The following is a 16,428-nucleotide window of genomic DNA, read 5'->3' as shown; positions in this document are numbered from 1 at the left end:
TAAGTCAATGCAATGCTCTTTGGCCAAATACTTTACCTACTCAAACCTCAACCCCTTCTGCCTAGTCTCCACCACTTTCCCTGCTCTGGCCCGCGCGCCAAAGTAACTCTGCAATTCCTTCCCGCCGATCTTCAGTTGCTGCATCTTGCTGCCCACTGTGCCTTCGAGCGTGAGTTCGGGTTGGTTGATGACCTTGCACGCGGCGAGTTCGTCGCCGTCCTTCAGGTCGATGAGCATCATGCCTTTGCCGCCGCCTTGCAGCAGCTTCAGTTCCGAGAGCATGAACACCAGCAACCTTGCGTTCTTGCTCAGCACGGCGACGAGCGAGTGCTGCGTGGGGGTTACGATAACCGGCGGCAGGATGGTTTCTTCCTTCACGGTGATGAACTGTTTGCCTGCCTTGTTGCGGCCGACCATGTCGCCGATGAAGCAGGGGAAGCCGTAGCCGCCGCTGGTGGAGAGCAGCACGGGCGATTCGGCTTTGCCGCAGAAGGCGTGCGCGATCTTGGCGCCGGGGGCGAGTTCGATGAAGGTGGCGAGCGGTGCGCCGTCGCCGCGGCCTGAGGGCAGCGACGAGACGGGCACGCTGCACACGCGGCCGTTGCTGCAGATGACGATGCACTGGTCGGTGGTGCGCACCTCGTAGGTGGCGGCGATGCTGTCGCCGTCCTTGAAGGCGATGGCCGAGGCGTCGATGCCGTGGCCCAGTCTTGTGCGCACCCAGAAGCGTTGCGAGATGAACACGGTCACCGGTTCGTCGCTCACTTGCGCGGTCACTTTGGTCACCTGCGCTTCTTCAATCAGCGTGCGGCGCTCGTCGCCGTATTGTTTGGCGTCGGCTTCGATCTCGCTCACCACCAGTTCGCGCAGCGCGTCTTCGCTGCCCAATACTCGTTTGAGCTCCTTGGCTTCGGCCTTAAGTTCCTTGATCTCTTTCTCGATCTTGATGCCTTCGAGGCGGGCCAACTGGCGCAGCCTGATTTCGAGGATATCCTCGGCCTGACGCTCCGACAGATCGAAGCGTTTCATCAGGTCTTCCTTCGGGCTGTCCGAATTGCGGATGAGCTTGATGACCTCGTCGATGTTCAGGAGCACGATCATGCGGCCATCGAGGATGTGCAGGCGGTCGGTCACCTGGCCGAGGCGATAGTCGCAACGGCGCGTGACGGTGCGCAAACGGAACTCGACCCACTCGCGCAGCACCTGCGCCAGCGACTTCTGCTGCGGGCGGCCGTCGAGGCCGATCATGGTGAGGTTGACCGACACCGAGTTCTGCAGGCTGGTGTGGGTGAGCAGCACCGCCATCATGTCGTCCGGGTTCAGCTTCGAGGTCTTGGGCGACAGCACCAGCCGCACCTTCTGCGACTTGTCCGATTCGTCGGCCACCGCATCCAGCACGCCGAGGATGAGCTGCTTGTTCTGCGTCTGCTCCGGCGTGAGCGATTTCTTGTTGGCCTTGACCTTGGGGTTGGTCAGCTCGTCGATCTCTTCAAGCACCTTCTGCGCCGAGACGCCGTGCGGGAACTCATGCACCACCACCTGCCACTGGCCGCGCGCCAGTTGCTCCACGGTCCAGCGTGCGCGCATCTTCAGCGAGCCGCGCCCGGTGCGGTAGGCGTCGCGGATGTCGGCCTCGGAAGAGATGATCTGCCCGCCGCCGGGGAAGTCCGGGCCGCTGACGTAGGACATCAGCTTGTCGTCCTTGAGGTTGGGGTTCTTCGCCAGCGCGGCCGCGGCCTTGGCCACTTCCTTCAGGTTGTGCGAAGGGATCTCGGTCGCCATGCCCACCGCGATGCCAGAGGCGCCATTGAGCAGCACCATCGGCAGGCGCGCCGGCAGCATCGCCGGTTCCTGGAAGGCGCCGTCGTAGTTGGGGATGAAATCCACCGTGCCCATGTCCAGCTCGGACAGCAGCAGGTCGGCGATCGGCGTGAGCCGCGCCTCGGTGTAACGCATCGCTGCCGCGTTGTCGCCGTCGCGCGAACCGAAGTTGCCCTGGCCATCCACCAGCGGATAACGCATCGCGAAATCCTGCGCCAGGCGCACCATCGCCTCATACGCGGAAGAGTCGCCGTGCGGGTGGTACTTACCCAGCACATCGCCGACCACGCGCGCCGACTTCACATGCTTGTTGCCATGCGTGAGTCCCATCTGGCGCATCGCGTAGAGGATGCGGCGCTGCACTGGCTTCTGGCCGTCGCACACTTCCGGCAGCGCGCGGCCTTTGACCACGGAGACAGCGTATTCGAGATAGGCGCGCTCGGCGTAATCGGCGATGCGCACTTCGTCGCTGTCGGGCAGCGGGGGCAGGGGGGCGAATTCGCGCTTGCCGGTGGTGGTTTCAACCGGCGCTGCGGCGGCTTCGGCTTCTGGTGTGTCCTGGGATGGATCGTTTTCGTTTATGGTCATTTTTTATGTAGCAATATAAATTATCAGTGACACATCACTTCCAAGTCGTCATTCCGGCGCAGGCCGGAATCCAGTGTTCTTATTCGACTGGACACCGGCCTGCGCCGGTGTGACGAATCAGGTTGAGGTTTTATGCGGGTGAATGTTCACGCATCTCAAATATCCGCCTCAACCTCATTCCCGTGATACTCCAGCCATGCCCGGCGCGTGGAAGCCTCCTGCTTGCCCATCAGCATGTTGAATATTCCCATTGTCGCCTTGTACGAAGCGGCATCGGCCTTCACGCACAGCGCGCGGCGGGTGTCCGGATTGAGCGTGGTCTCCCACAGTTGCTCGGGGCTCATCTCGCCCAGGCCTTTGAAGCGCGAGATGGACCACGAGCCTTCGCGGTATTTCTCCTTGCGCAGTTTGTCCTGGGTGCTGGTCAGCTCGGCTTCGTTCAGTGCGTAGATCTTGTGCGCCTGCTTCTTGCCGTGCGCGGGCACGTCGATGCGGAACAGCGGCGGCTGCGCGATGTAGATCTTGCCGGCTTCCACTACCTTGTAGAAGTGGCGGTAGAACAGCGTGAGCAGCAGCGTGGAGATGTGCGAACCGTCCACGTCGGCATCGGCCATGATCAGGATGGCGTTGTAGCGCAGGCCGGAGAGGTCGACGTCTTCGTTCGGCGCATGCGGATCGACGCCGATGGCGACGGCGATGTCGTGGATCTCGTTGTTGGCGAACAGGCGGTCCTTCTCCACTTCAAACGTGTTCAACACCTTGCCGCGCAGCGGCAGCACGGCCTGGAATTCCTTGTTACGGCCCTGCTTGGCGGAGCCGCCGGCGGAGTCGCCCTCGACCAGGAACAGTTCGGTGCGGCTGGAATCGGAAGAGCTGCAGTCGGTGAGCTTGCCAGGCAGCACGGCGACGCTGGAGCCTTTCTTCTTCTCCACCTTTTGCGCCGAGCGCATGCGTGCCTGCGCCTGCTGGATGGCGAGCTCGACGATCTTTTTCGCCGGCTCCAGGTGTTCGTTCAGCCACAGTTCCAGCGGGTCCTTCATCATGGAAGAAACGAGGCGCAGCGCATCGCGCGACACCAGCTTCTCCTTGGTCTGGCCCTGGAACTGCGGGTCGAGCACCTTGGCCGAGAGTACGAAGCTGGCGCGCGAGAACACGTCTTCCGGCACCAGCTTCACGCCCTTGGGCAACAGGCTGTGGATCTCGGCGAAGGCCTTCACCGCGTTGAACACGCCGTCGCGCAGGCCCGCTTCATGCGTGCCGCCGGCGGGGGTGGGGATCAGGTTCACATACGATTCGCGCACCACGTTGCCTTCGGCGCTCCAGGTGAGCGCCCAGGTCGCGCCTTCGCCTTCGGCAAAACCGCTGCTGTCGCCCTTGCGGGTGAACTTCTCCTGCAGCAGGATGGGCGTGGCCAGTTCGAATTCGCTCAGTGCTTCGGCCAGGTAGCCGCGCAGGCCGTCGGGGTAGGTCCACGACTTGGTCTCGCCGCTCTTCTCCAGATGCAGCGTGATGGTGACGCCGGGCAGCAGCACGGCCTTCGAGCGCAGCGAGAATTCGAGCTGCGCGAGGTTGACGTTGGGGCTGTCGAAATACTTGGGATTGGGCCAGGCGCGCACCATGGTGCCGGTCTGGTTCTTCGGGCAAGTGCCCACTTTCGCCAGCGGCTTCTCGGCCACGCCGTCCACGAAGCGCAGCTCATGCTGGCCACCCTCGCGGTAAACGGTCACTTCCACCTTCTTCGCCAGCGCGTTGGTGACGGCCACACCGACGCCGTGCAGGCCGCCGGCGAACTTGTAGGCGCCGTCCTTCTCCTTGTCGAATTTGCCGCCGGAGTGCAGCACGGTGAAGGCGACCTCGACCACCGAGCGGCCTTCCTCCTTGTGGATGCCGACCGGGATGCCGCGGCCATCGTCCTTTACCGAGACCGAGCCGTCCGTGTGCGCGGTGACGAAGATATTCTTCGCAAAGCCCGCCAGCGCTTCGTCGCAGGCGTTGTCCACCACTTCGGCGATGATGTGGTTGGGCGATTCGAGGTTGGTGTACATGCCGGGGCGCTGGCGCACCGGTTCCAGGCCGCGCAGTACTTTGAAACTTGCTTCGTTATAAGTAGCCATTATTCAATCGGTTGGTGATTTATTGCGGGTGACGGGTTGCCGCTCAGGGTTCTATCTTACCGGATGGAACCCCAGAGGGACGACAGCAGACTGTCGTCGCGAGCTTCGTTTTGTGACGGGGGCGGGGCTGGAACTGTGGCAGGAAGGCGCGTTGGCAAGCCGGCGTCGGATGGGGTTGAAAATACAACTGTTTAATTATTAACGATATATAAAATCTTTTCGCGCCGAAGGAACTATTTAAGTGTTTCCTTATCTTATTCTCCGGGTGACGCAAGTTGCCCCGCGTTTCTCCTCCCTGAGCGCGCGATCTTAACTTCCCCTTTGTTAAGATACTCGCCCCCGATCCGCAAGGCTCGGGGGCATTTTTTTGCCTGTGGCAAGCTGCTGCCGCGTTTGTTCCCGCGTTTCCCCGCAGTTATTTCCGTTTGCGCCGGCTCGCGGCCCAGCTGATCAGCGAAAGCATCGCCAGGCCGCCGCCGATCAGCACGATCCCCGCTATCTCAAGGAGCTTGAAGCTTTCGCCCAGCATCAGGCGGGACGAAAGTATCGCCACCACCGGCGTACCGAGCACCGACAGGCTGGCCTCCCAGGCGGGCACGCGGTCGAGGATGTATATCCACAGCCACCAGCACATCGCGGTGCTGAAGATCGACATGAACGCCAGTATCCCCACGAAGGAAAACGACCAGTCCGTGGCCCGTTCCAGGATGACCCCGGCCAGGAGGAGCAGCGGGACCGCGCCCAGGATCATCTGCCATGCGGTGAGGGAGAGCAGGTCGACCTGATGCCGCGCACGCAAGCGCTTGACCAGGATCGTCCCGGTCGCCCAGCACAGCGCGGCCATCACGCCGAGGAACTTGCTCAACAGGCTGGCATGCATGTCCCACGGTTCGATGATCAGCAGCAGGCCGGTCAGCGTGCTCAAGGCAGCCAGCCATTGCTTGCCGACGATGCGCTCCCCGAGGATCGGCCAGGCCAGCAACAGCGTCCAGATCGGCATGGTGAAGATCAGTACTGCCGTCTTGCCGGGGCCGCCTTCGACCAGGGCCCAGGTCTGGAACAGCATGAAGCCGGTTACCTGCGCCATGGCGATGGCCAGGGTCGGCCACGGGGCATCCAGCCTGAGCTTGCGACCGGTGAGCTTGAGCACGACGATCAATGCCAGTGCCGCACCAACGCAGCGTTCCGCCGCGAAGGCGAACGGCGGGGCGTAAGTCAGGGCCTGCTTGGCCAGCACCCAGGTGTATCCCCAGGTCAGGGAGAGGACGGCGAGGGCGATTGCGGGCAGCCAGCGATTCAGGGAAGAGGACATCGATCGATATTTCAGCGGCAGAGGGTCAAGTTTCGAGGGGTTCGTTTTTTGGGCGATCAGGCGCACAATTCCGTATGCACAGTGCGGGAACGCTATCGCACTGCGGCAAACGACGATCCGATCATTAAAACAGAAAGCGGGCGATGAGCACAGAGCTGTATATCGCGGTGATGGCAGGCATGGTCCTGGCGTTCTTCCTGATGGTCAGCGAGATCGTCTTCATGCGCAAGCGGGTGGTGAACATCCGGGCGCGCCTCGCGCATTTCTATCGCTCGGGATGCTGGTTCAGGTTCTCGTTCGGCATCTTCGCGATCTGCGCTTTCTTCCTAGTACAGCCGGTGATTGTCGGCTATCTGGTGGTGATGGCGCTGGACCAGGTCGATCCGCATTTCTCGATCTCCGTCATGCGGCAGATGCGCCATGCATTCATGACGGTGACCGGCTGACGTTTCTAGCAGCGGCGGCTCAGTCGCCGAGTATCACCTTGCCGTGGCAGGCCGAGCAGTTGGAGCGGCTGCGCACTTCCGGGTTGATCCATTCCTTGTCGGAGATGACGTGATGCTCGTGCTTGAACCAGGGCGTGTCGCTGATGCGCAGGCTGTCCGCACTGTAGCGTGCGCCGCTGCCTGCGTTGTGCTCGAGGAAGTTGAGGATCTTGCGGTTGTCGCCGGCATCGAGGGTCGCGTTCACGCCGAAGTGCCTGTCCAGGCTGCCCATCAGGCGTTGCCAGTTCTCGGCCGACAGCAGTTGCGGAGGGTAGGGGATATGGCAGCTGCCGCATTCCTGTTTCCAGGTTGCATTGTTGGGAACCGATAACCTGCCTGCTTCCGCGTGCGCCAGATTGACCTCCAGCGCCAGCAACAACACTGCGACCCGCTTCATGCTTTTCCTCCTTGGATGATATCGATCCGGCTTGTACTTCCGGTGGCGGCATGCCCGTCGCCGCGGAGCCCGATCTCAGGGCGGGCAGTGTAGCCAATAATCGCCGGCAGGGGCATGCCGGCCGCAACAATATTTTTGCGCCCACCCGCAGAGGGCCGCTGCGCAAGCGTTGCGTGCCCATGCCTGGTGCGCGGGTCTATGGCTGTGCGGCGTTCGATAAAATCAATATTTATAATCGAGACGGCAATTTCTTTTCCGGGGGCGCATATCTGCGGTGGTAAAATTCCGCCGAGATTTTTTTCACGAGCGTCATGCAACCCTCCTTCGTCCACCTTCGTCTGCATAGCGAATATTCCATCGCCGACGGCATCGTGCGCGTGGGCGAGGCGGTCGCTGCCGCCAAGGCGGACACGATGCCCGCGCTGGCGCTCACCGACCTGTCCAATGTGTTCGGGCTGGTGAAGTTCTACAAGGAGGCGCGCGGCGCCGGTATCAAGCCGGTCGTCGGCTGCGATGTGTTTGTGACCAACGATGCGGTGCGCGAGCAGCCGTTCCGGCTGCTGCTGCTGTGCCAGTCGCATGCCGGCTACCTGCGCCTGTGCGACCTGATCACGCGCGCCTACCTCGAGAACCAGTATCGCGGCCGTCCAGAGATCCGCAGGCAATGGCTGCGCGACGGGACGGACGGGCTGATCGCGCTGTCCGGCGCGCATCTCGGCGAAGTGGGAGTGACCCTGCTGAACGGCAGTGCGGCAGGCGCGAAGGTGATCGCGCAGGAATACGCCGGCTTGTTCCCCAACCGCTTCTATCTCGAAGTGCAGCGCTACGGCGCGCCGCGCGAAGAACTGCACCTGCGCGATACGGTCAAACTGGCGGCGGAACTGGCGCTGCCGGTGGTCGCCACCCATCCGGTGCAATTCCTCAGCATTGACGACTTCAAGGCGCACGAGGCGCGCGTGTGCATTGCCGAGGGCTACGTGCTGAACGACAAGCGCCGCGTGAAGCAATTCACCGCACAGCAATACTTCAAGACCCAAGCCGAGATGGCGACGCTGTTCGCCGACCTGCCCGAGGCGCTGCAGAACAGCGTGGAGATCGCCAGGCGCTGCAACCTTACACTCAAGCTGGGCAAGCCGCACCTGCCGGACTTCCCCACCCCCAACGGCGAATCGCTGGACGATTTCCTGCGCAGCGAATCGCAGCGCGGCCTGGAGCAGCGCATGCTGCAGTTGTATCCGGACGAGGCGCAGCGCGCGGCGAAGATGCCGGAATACCAGGCGCGGCTGGATTTCGAGGTCAACACCATCATCAACATGAAGTTCCCCGGCTACTTCCTGATCGTGGCCGACTTCATCCGCTGGGCGAAATCCTTCCGCGACGCGAGATTCCCCAACGGCGTGCCGGTGGGACCGGGGCGCGGTTCCGGTGCCGGTTCGCTGGTGGCGTATTCGCTCGGCATCACCGATCTCGATCCGCTGCGCTACGAACTGCTGTTCGAGCGCTTCCTGAATCCCGAGCGGGTGTCCATGCCCGACTTCGACGTGGACTTCTGCCAGGACGGGCGCGAACTGGTGATCCAGTATGTACGCCATCATTACGGCGAAGCGTGCGTGTCGCAGATCGCCACTTTCGGCACCATGGCGTCCAAGGGCGTGATCCGCGACGTCGGCCGCGTGCTCGATTTCCCCTACGGCCTGTGCGACAGGCTCTCCAAGCTGGTGCCGGTGGAAGGCGTGAAGCCGGTGTCGCTGCGGAAGGCGCGCGAGATGGAACCCGAGTTCAACGCCGTCATCGCCAGCGAAGAAGGCGTGGAAGAGCTGATGGAGCTGGGCGAACGGCTGGAAGACCTGACCCGCAACGTCGGCATGCATGCCGGGGGGGTGCTGATCGCGCCGGGCAAGCTGACCGACTTCTGTCCGCTGTATTGCGCGGAAGGCAGCGAGAGCACGGTCAGCCAGTTCGACAAGGACGATGTGGAAGCGGTCGGTCTGGTGAAGTTCGACTTTCTCGGTCTGCGCACGCTGACCATCATCGACTGGGCGGTGCGTTACATCAAGGGATCCGGCATCGAGGGGACGCAGTCCTTCAATATCGACACGATCCCGCTCGACGACAAGCCGACCTACGACAGGATCTTCAAGACCGCGAACACCACTGCCGTGTTCCAGTTTGAGTCGCGCGGCATGAAGGACACGCTGGTGAAGGCGAAGCCGGATTGCCTGGAAGACCTGATCGCGTTGAACGCGCTGTACCGGCCGGGCCCGATGGATTTCATCCCCGATTACATCAACCGCAAGCACGGGCGCGAGCAGGTGGTGCTGCCGCATCCGCTGCTGGAGAAAGTGGTCGGCAACACCTACGGCATCATGGTGTACCAGGAGCAGGTGATGCAGTCAGCCCAAGTGGTGGCCGGCTATACGCTGGGCGGCGCCGACATGCTGCGCCGCGCGATGGGCAAGAAGAAGGCCGAGGAGATGGCGGAGCAGCGCAGCATCTTCGTGGCCGGTGCGGCAAAGAACGGCATCGAGGAGAAGAAGGCGAACGAGATCTTCGACACGATGGAGAAGTTTGCCGGTTACGGCTTCAACAAGTCGCACGCGGCAGCCTATTCGCTGGTCGCCTACCAGACGGCCTACCTCAAGTGCCATTTCCCCGCCGCATTCATGGCCTCGACCATGACCTCGGAAATGGTCAACACCGACAAGGTCAGTTTCTTCTATCAGGACGCGCTGCAGCAGGGACTGGGCATCCTGCCGCCCGACATCAACAGTTCTCTGTTCCGCTTCACCCCGGTGGACGAGAAGACCATCGCCTACGGCCTCGGTGCGGTCAAGGGCACCGGCGAGGCGGCGGTGGAGAACATCGTGGCGGGGCGCGCGGCGGGACCATTCAAGGATCTGTTCGACTTCTGCCGCCGCGTGGACAAACGCATCGTCAACCGCCGTGCCATCGAGGCGCTGATCCGCGCCGGCGCGTTCGACGGCATCAACGATCACCGCTACCAGTTGCTCGCCTCGCTGGATGCGGCGCTGGGCAGCGCCGAACAGCACGCGCGCGCGGCCAACCAGAACAGCCTGTTCGGCGACGACGAGAGCGTCGACATGCCGGTGCAGATGGCGGACGTGCCACGCTGGAAGATGCGCGAGCAACTGGCACAGGAGAAGACCGCGCTGGGCTTCTACCTGAGCGGACACCCGTATCAGGAGTTCGCCGCCGAGCTGTCGCACTTCGTCAAGCACAAGCTGGCGGACATCACGCCGGATATCGTCGCGCCGGCCGGCGGCAACGGCGGCGGCTACGGCAACGGCGGCGGGCGGCGCAACAACGCCAAGTCGCTGGTGCTGGCGGGCATGGTCAGCGGCGTGCGCATCCTGCAGACGCGGCGCGGCAAGATGGCGGTGCTGACGCTGGACGACGGCAGCGCCGCGCTGGAGGTGGTGGTGTTCAGCGAGCTGTTCGATGCCAACCGCGCCTGGATCCGCGACGACGAACTGCTGGTGGTGAACGGCAAGGCGGAAATCGATGCCTATTCTGGCGGCATGCGCATCACTGCGGACGAGCTCTACGATTTCGCTTCCGCGCGTGCGGCCTTTGCCAAGCGCCTGGACATCTTCTGTTCCATCGACGACAAGGTGCGCGTGCCGCAGCTGGCGGAGATACTCAAACCCTACTGCGGCGGCCAGTGTCCGGTGCAGATCAATTACCGCAACCTTATCGGCGCCGCTCCGCTGCGCCTGGGGGATGCCTGGCAGGTCACCTTGCCGGACGAGTTGCTCGACGGGCTGCGGTCGGTATGCGGCGCGAAGAATGTGCAAGTCGTGTACGCATAACCCTGTTTTTTGCTCTGTTAATCTGCGCCGTTTGAACTTGTGTGTGCTACCGTACAGACTATGTCGGGCCGGCCTTGCTAGTCTTGCGACCCGACGGGTTTTAAGGGAGCCCGCGTTTCTCCATAGGCGCGAACTGTGCCAATGGGCTCTCGATCAAGGTTTTAGGTGGTCATCTGAAACAGTGCTTCGATGAGCGCAGAGCGCAAGTCAGAAAATACAGGGACACAGATGCCGCATCACCATGACCCGAACCAGAACCGGCTGTTGGCTGCGCTGCCGCCACAGGAACTCGAATCATTGCTTCCCCACCTGCAGGTCATCCATCTAAAAGCGGGCGAGCAGCTTGCCGAACCGGGCGAATGCCTGGACCATGTGTATTTCCCCATCGATAGCGCGATTTCGCTGCTCTACCGGCTGGAAAGCGGCGAGACGGCAGGAGTCGCCGTGATCGGCAACGAAGGCATGTTCAGCATCGCCCAGGCACTGGGCGGTGCGGCGATGCCCTACTGGACCACCGTGGAGACGTCCGGCCATGTGTTCCAGGTGGCGGCGGATACGCTGGAAGAGATGGGCAAACGCCTGCCCAGCCTGCAGCACATCCTGTTGCTGTACGCGCAGGCGTCGCTGACCCAGGTGGCGCAAGCGGTGGTGTGCGGCAAGCATCATTCTCTGCTGAACCAGTTCTGCCAGCACCTGCTGTTGATCAACGACAAGTCGCTGTCCGACGATTTCCGGCTGACACATGAGGCCATCGCCAACATGCTGGGGGTACGCCGCGAGACCATCACCGAAGTGGCGGGCGAGTTGCGCGACCAGGGGCTGATCGAATACAACCGGGGGCATATCAAGATGCTGGATCGTCCCCAACTGGAAAAACTCTGTTGTGAATGTTACGGCGTGGTGCGGGAGGAATTCACCCGGCTGCTGGGCGTCGCGCAGTAACGCGTCCGGTCGCCCGCTGCAACTGAAGCTTGTCGTGTGAGTGATACATGATGGATATACGGCAACAATTGATCGACATCGCCACGCGCGATGTCACCTGTCTTACCGCCGATGCGACCATCGGCGAGGCGGCACGCATCATGGCGCAGCGCCGCTTCTCTTCCATCGTGGTGACGGATGCGGAGAACGTTCCGCTGGGCATTGTCACCGAACGCAACATCCTGCACGCGATGCGTGCGGCTTCCCCGCCCGAAACCCCGTTGCGCACTAGCATGTCTGCACCGGTGGTGGTGGTCCCGGTTGCCATGGATTGCCTGGATGCCTATCAAGTTTGCATGCGCGAAGGGATACGCCACCTGGTGCTGGTGGACGGCGACGGTGTCGTCGCCGGCGTGGTCAGCGAAACCGATTTCCGCTTGCATCTGAATCTGACCCTGCTGGCCGGGCGGCGCCAGCTCATCTCCGTGGCGCAGCGGGCCGTTCCCAGCCTGCCGCCGCATAGCAGCCTGATGCAGGCGCTCAACCTGATGCAGGGGCAGCGCGCCAGTTGCGTGGTGGTGGTGGACGAGGAGAAGCCAGTCGGCATCGTCACCGAGCGGGATGTGGTGCGTTTGTATTCAAGCGGGCCGGAGCGTGTCTCCGTTCCGCTGGCGGAAGTGATGACGTCGCCGGTGCTGACCATTCCCGGCGATGCCACCATCAACCAGGCGGCCGAACAGATGCTGGCGAGGAAAGTGCGTCATCTGGCCCTGGTGGATGGCGCGGGCAAGATGGTCGGGCTGGTGAGCGAACATGACCTGACCCAGACCATGGCGACGGGGCTGCTGGACGAGAAGCACGAAGTGGATGAAATGTTCCTGCGCACCTTCATCGATACCATCCCCGACCTGGTCTGGCTGAAGGATAAGCAGGGCGTCTACCTGGCATGCAACCGGCGCTTCGAACAGCTATATGGCGCGAAAGAACGGGACATCGTCGGCAAGACCGACTTCGATTTCGTCGACAGCCAGCTGGCCGATTGCTTTCGCAAGCACGACCTCAAGGCGATGTCGGAGGAGCGGCACAGCATCAATGAGGAATGGCTGACTTTCGCGACCGATGGTTACCGCGGTTTGTTCGAGACCATCAAGACGCCGATGCACGACAGCCAGGGGCAACTGATCGGCGTGCTGGGGGTGTCGCGCGACATCACGCGGCGCAAACATACCGCGCAGCAGCTGGAAGATTATCGCCGTCGCCTGGAAGGGCTGGTCGCCGAAGAATCGACCAAGTTCCGCGCACTGGTGGAGCAGTCGCTGGTCGGGATCTATATCATCCAGGACGGATTGTTCCGCTACGTCAATCCCGGCCTGGTCGGCATGTTCGGCTACGATTCGGCCGAGGAACTGGTCGACGTTTTTCCAGCCATTCAATTGGTCAAGGCCGAAGACCGGGCGAGGGTCGAAGAGAATATCCGGCGCCGGTTCGCCGCCGAGGTGGACGCAACGCGTTACAGTTTCACCGCATACAAGCGCGACGGTAGCGAGATCATCGTCGATTCCCATGGGCGCCTGATCGAGTATCAGGGGCGACCGGCCATCATCGGGACGCTGGTGGACGTGACCGAGCTGCGGCGCAGCAAGGAAGAACTGACCCGGCTGGTGGAGCAGAAATCGGCCAGCTTGCGCCAGAGCGAAGAATTGCTGCGCACGCTGATCGAGGCGATCCCCGATCCCATCCGTTTCAAGGACGGTACAGGACGCTGGCTGGAATACAACCAGTCGGCACTGCAGACTTTCGGGCTGACGGCGGTGGATTGCCGCGGCAAGACCGACCGGCAGCTGGCCGAGATTGCGCAACCTGGCTACAGGGAGGCGCTGTTGCGTTGCCATCAAAGTGACGAGGCGGCCTGGCAGGCGGAGGGCGTCCTGCGTCTGGAAGAGATGGTCCCGGTTCCGGGGGGCGGCGAACTGAACCTGGATGTCATCAAGAAGCCGCTGTTCGGGGCGGAAGGCGGACGCAAGGGGCTGGTCATCGTCGGGCGCGACATCACCGAGCTGAAACGGGCGGAAGCGGAATTGCGCATCATCGCCAGCGTGTTTGGCAACAGCCAGGAAGCGATCACCATTACCGATGCGGACAATGCCATCATCGACGTCAATCCGGCATTCACCCGCATCACCGGTTACAGCCGCGAGGAGGTGCTTGGCCGGAATCCCCGGATTCTGAGCTCCGGACGCCAGGACGATTCGTTTTATGCCGCGATGTGGAAAGCATTGAATGAGAACAAGGCATGGCGCGGCGAGATATGGAACCGGCGCAAGAACGGCGAGATATACGCCGAGCTGCTTTCCATTTCGGTCATCTGCGACGATGCGGGCAAGGTGCAGCGCCACGTGGCGGTGTTCTCGGACGTCACCTATTTCAAGGAACACGAGGCCGAATTAAGCCGCATCGCCAACTACGATGCGCTGACCGGCATTCCCAACCGGCGCCTGCTGGCCGACCGGTTGAGCCAGGCCATTGCCCATGCGCAACGCAACGGCAAGATGCTGGCCGTCTGCTACATCGATCTCGACGGATTCAAGGACGTCAACGATCGCTACGGACACGAGATCGGAGACCGGTTGCTGGTGGATATCACCCGCCGCTTGCAGGAAGTGCTGCGCGCGGGCGATACCTTGGCGCGTCTGGGCGGCGACGAGTTTGTCGTGCTGTTCAACGACCTGTCGCTGGAGAGCGAATGCTTTCAGGTGCTGGAACGCATCGTGCAGACCATCGCCCGGCCCATGCTGCTCGGGGAACACCAGATCGCCGTGTCGGCCAGTATCGGCGTGACTTTCTATCCGGCCGACGATGAAAGCGGCGATTCCCTGCTGCGGCATGCCGATCAGGCGATGTATGTGGCCAAGCAGTCCGGCAAGAACCGCTTCCATCTCTACGACACCATCCATGACCAGCGCGTACATTCGCTGCATGAAGCCAGGCGCCGCATATCGCAGGGTCTCGAAGCGGGCGAGTTCGAGCTGTATTACCAGCCCAGGCTGGAGCTGGCGACGGGCCGCATCACCGGTGTGGAGGCGCTGGTCCGCTGGCATCATCCGGAGCATGGTTTGCTGCACCCGGCCGCATTCCTGCCGAACATCGAGCATGCCGAGCAGGAGGTCGGGCTGGGAAACTGGGTGATCGATACTGCGCTGGCGCAACTTCAGGCTTGGGAGCAAGCCGGCGTCGCGATGGAGGTCAGTGTCAATGTTTCCATCCGCCATTTGCAGTCGCCGGACTTTGTTGCCGAGTTGCAACGCAAACTGGCGCAGTATCCGGCAATGGCGCATGGCAGGTTGCAGATCGAAATATCCGAAACGCTGGCGCTGGAAGACATCGCACAATCTGCCGCGTTGATCGATGCGTGCCGCGACCTCGGCGTCAGTTTCGCTCTGGACGATTTTGGTGCCGGTTATTCCTCGCTGATGCACCTGCGCAAACTTGGTGCCGGCACACTCAAGATCAGCCAGTCTTTCGTGCAGGACATGGCGTCGAACGAAGGCGACCGCGCCATCGTGCAGGGAGCAATCGCACTGGCGAACACGTTCGGCCGCAAGACCGTGGCCAAAGGTATCGAAGACCCGAGGCTGATACAGGTGCTCGCCGGCATGGGATGCGGTTATGTGCAGGGTTATGGGCTGGCCCATCCCATGACTGCTGCGGAATTCCTGGATTGGTATCGCAAACGCTGAGTAAGGATATGCATCCGGGGTGGCTCGGACACTGTTTGCGCAGGGTGGTATTAAGACGGTTTTTCAGGCATGCTGTTTCTGGTGGCATGGAGTAAAGAATAGTAGAGCCGAGGCCGGATTTCTGGTGTGTTTGGCATAAATACGACAGGGCGCTTGTGTCTCTGCCGGGCCGGCTTGTAGCATCTGCCCGCATGCTGTAGATTTCAAACAGGTTCTTCAGAAAGTGGATATCGGTGGGTGGCGGCGCGCTAAAATGCCCCCACATGTGATCGCCGTATTTTGCACCATGTTTATTCGTTAACCCAGATTAGGAGTGTACTCAAATGTCCAAGATCACCAATGTGCTGTTGATGTCTGTTATCGCGCTGGGTGTTGCTGCCTGTTCTACACCGCCGGCCAAGGTCGAGAAGGTTGCCGACTGCGTATTCCCGGGCACCGACAAGGCGGCGCCCTTGTGGGTTTGCGATGCGCCGGTTGAGGGCATGTCCGTCGGTGCAGTCGGTTCTGCAGCGAAGTCGGATGCGGGTATCGCCTTCATGAAACAGATGGCCGCCACCGAAGCGCGCGTCCAGCTTGCCCAGAACATGAAAGTGCAAGTGCAGAACATGATCAAGCAATATGCCGAGACGACCGGTGCCGGCAGCAAGGAAACCGTGGATCGCGTGAACACTTCGGTCACCAAGCAGATCACCGACCAGACTCTGCAGGGCACCAAGATATTCCGGAGCATCGTGGCTCCGGATGGCACGATGTATGTGCTCGTCGGTCTGGATGAGGCCGCTGCGCAGAAGCTCACCGAAACGGCAGTCAAGACCAGCATGAACAACGACCAGGCAGCCTGGCAGCAATTCAGGGCACAAAAGGGCCAGGATGAACTGGCGGCAGATATTGCCAAGCAGAAGATCGGCAACAGCGGCACTGGTCAATAACCAGCAGACTGCGCCGAATGGTGGCTGGTAAAGCCCGCTAGCCATTGAAGCAGACGATACCGGGGATGGGCAGCCTAGTGCTGCCCTTTCTCTTTTGGGCAAATCTTGTGGCGGCAATGAAGGAGGGACTCATGCATCAATCGATTCGTGCAGTATTTTTGTTGCTGCTGTTGTTCGGCCTGGCCGCTTGTGCAAAACCGCCTGCCAAGGTCGAGAACAGTCCCGAGACCCAGCGCAGCCATGCCCAGGGGGCCCAGGACGAGCTGTCGTCGGAAGTGCACAAGTGAGGTCAGT

The 16,428-nt window shown here is 61.8% G+C and carries 11 protein-coding genes; 6 read left to right on the top strand and 5 right to left on the bottom strand.

Features of this window, described 5'->3' with window-relative positions:
• Window positions 1-36: 36 nt before the first annotated feature.
• From parC to L6418_RS11305, 3 genes are all read right to left on the bottom strand, one after another.
• Window positions 37-2,409, bottom strand: a complete 2,373-nt coding sequence (parC, locus tag L6418_RS11315; RefSeq protein ID WP_237247030.1) for a DNA topoisomerase IV subunit A — start codon at window positions 2,407-2,409, stop codon at window positions 37-39.
• 155 nt (window positions 2,410-2,564) lie between these two features.
• Window positions 2,565-4,523 (bottom strand): DNA topoisomerase IV subunit B, encoded by a 1,959-nt coding sequence (locus L6418_RS11310; protein WP_237247029.1) that lies wholly within the window; start codon window positions 4,521-4,523, stop codon window positions 2,565-2,567.
• Between the two features lie 415 nt (window positions 4,524-4,938).
• Window positions 4,939-5,835 carry a DMT family transporter gene (locus L6418_RS11305; protein WP_237247028.1) on the bottom strand — a complete coding sequence of 299 codons (897 nt, stop codon included), beginning with the start codon at window positions 5,833-5,835 and terminating at the stop codon, window positions 4,939-4,941.
• A gap of 143 nt (window positions 5,836-5,978) precedes the next feature.
• Between L6418_RS11305 and L6418_RS11300 the strand changes: the two genes are divergently transcribed.
• Complete coding sequence (locus tag L6418_RS11300; RefSeq protein ID WP_237247027.1) at window positions 5,979-6,281, top strand: hypothetical protein; 303 nt, start codon at window positions 5,979-5,981, stop codon at window positions 6,279-6,281.
• 19 nt (window positions 6,282-6,300) lie between these two features.
• Here the strand turns inward: L6418_RS11300 and L6418_RS11295 are convergent, their stop codons facing one another.
• Together L6418_RS11295 and L6418_RS11290 are read right to left on the bottom strand one after the other, a co-directional pair.
• The gene (locus L6418_RS11295; protein ID WP_237247026.1) at window positions 6,301-6,717 is read right to left on the bottom strand and encodes a diheme cytochrome c; all 417 of its coding nucleotides are present in this window, start codon (window positions 6,715-6,717) and stop codon (window positions 6,301-6,303) included.
• Window positions 6,714-7,061 (bottom strand): hypothetical protein, encoded by a 348-nt coding sequence (locus L6418_RS11290; RefSeq protein ID WP_237247025.1) that lies wholly within the window; start codon window positions 7,059-7,061, stop codon window positions 6,714-6,716. The genes L6418_RS11295 and L6418_RS11290 overlap by 4 nt, the downstream gene beginning before the upstream one ends.
• Between L6418_RS11290 and dnaE the strand changes: the two genes are divergently transcribed.
• The 5 genes from dnaE (at window position 7,029) to L6418_RS11265 (ending at window position 16,421) form a co-directional block, all read left to right on the top strand.
• On the top strand, window positions 7,029-10,547 hold the full coding sequence (dnaE, locus tag L6418_RS11285) for a DNA polymerase III subunit alpha (protein ID WP_237247024.1): 3,519 nt from the start codon (window positions 7,029-7,031) through the stop codon (window positions 10,545-10,547). The genes L6418_RS11290 and dnaE overlap by 33 nt on opposite strands.
• A gap of 228 nt (window positions 10,548-10,775) precedes the next feature.
• On the top strand, window positions 10,776-11,489 hold the full coding sequence (locus tag L6418_RS11280; RefSeq protein WP_237247023.1) for a Crp/Fnr family transcriptional regulator: 714 nt from the start codon (window positions 10,776-10,778) through the stop codon (window positions 11,487-11,489).
• A gap of 47 nt (window positions 11,490-11,536) precedes the next feature.
• Complete coding sequence (locus tag L6418_RS11275; protein WP_237247022.1) at window positions 11,537-15,205, top strand: PAS domain S-box protein; 3,669 nt, start codon at window positions 11,537-11,539, stop codon at window positions 15,203-15,205.
• 323 nt (window positions 15,206-15,528) lie between these two features.
• Window positions 15,529-16,134: an LPP20 family lipoprotein gene (locus L6418_RS11270; protein WP_237247021.1), complete on the top strand. Its 606-nt coding sequence runs from the start codon at window positions 15,529-15,531 to the stop codon at window positions 16,132-16,134.
• Between the two features lie 131 nt (window positions 16,135-16,265).
• On the top strand, window positions 16,266-16,421 hold the full coding sequence (locus L6418_RS11265) for a hypothetical protein (protein WP_237247020.1): 156 nt from the start codon (window positions 16,266-16,268) through the stop codon (window positions 16,419-16,421).
• The last annotated feature ends 7 nt before the right edge of the window (window positions 16,422-16,428 follow it).

It is taken from the genome of Sideroxyarcus emersonii (genome assembly GCF_021654335.1).
GTDB lineage: Bacteria > Pseudomonadota > Gammaproteobacteria > Burkholderiales > Gallionellaceae > Sideroxyarcus > Sideroxyarcus emersonii.
This window is presented reverse-complemented; position numbering and strand designations above follow the sequence as displayed.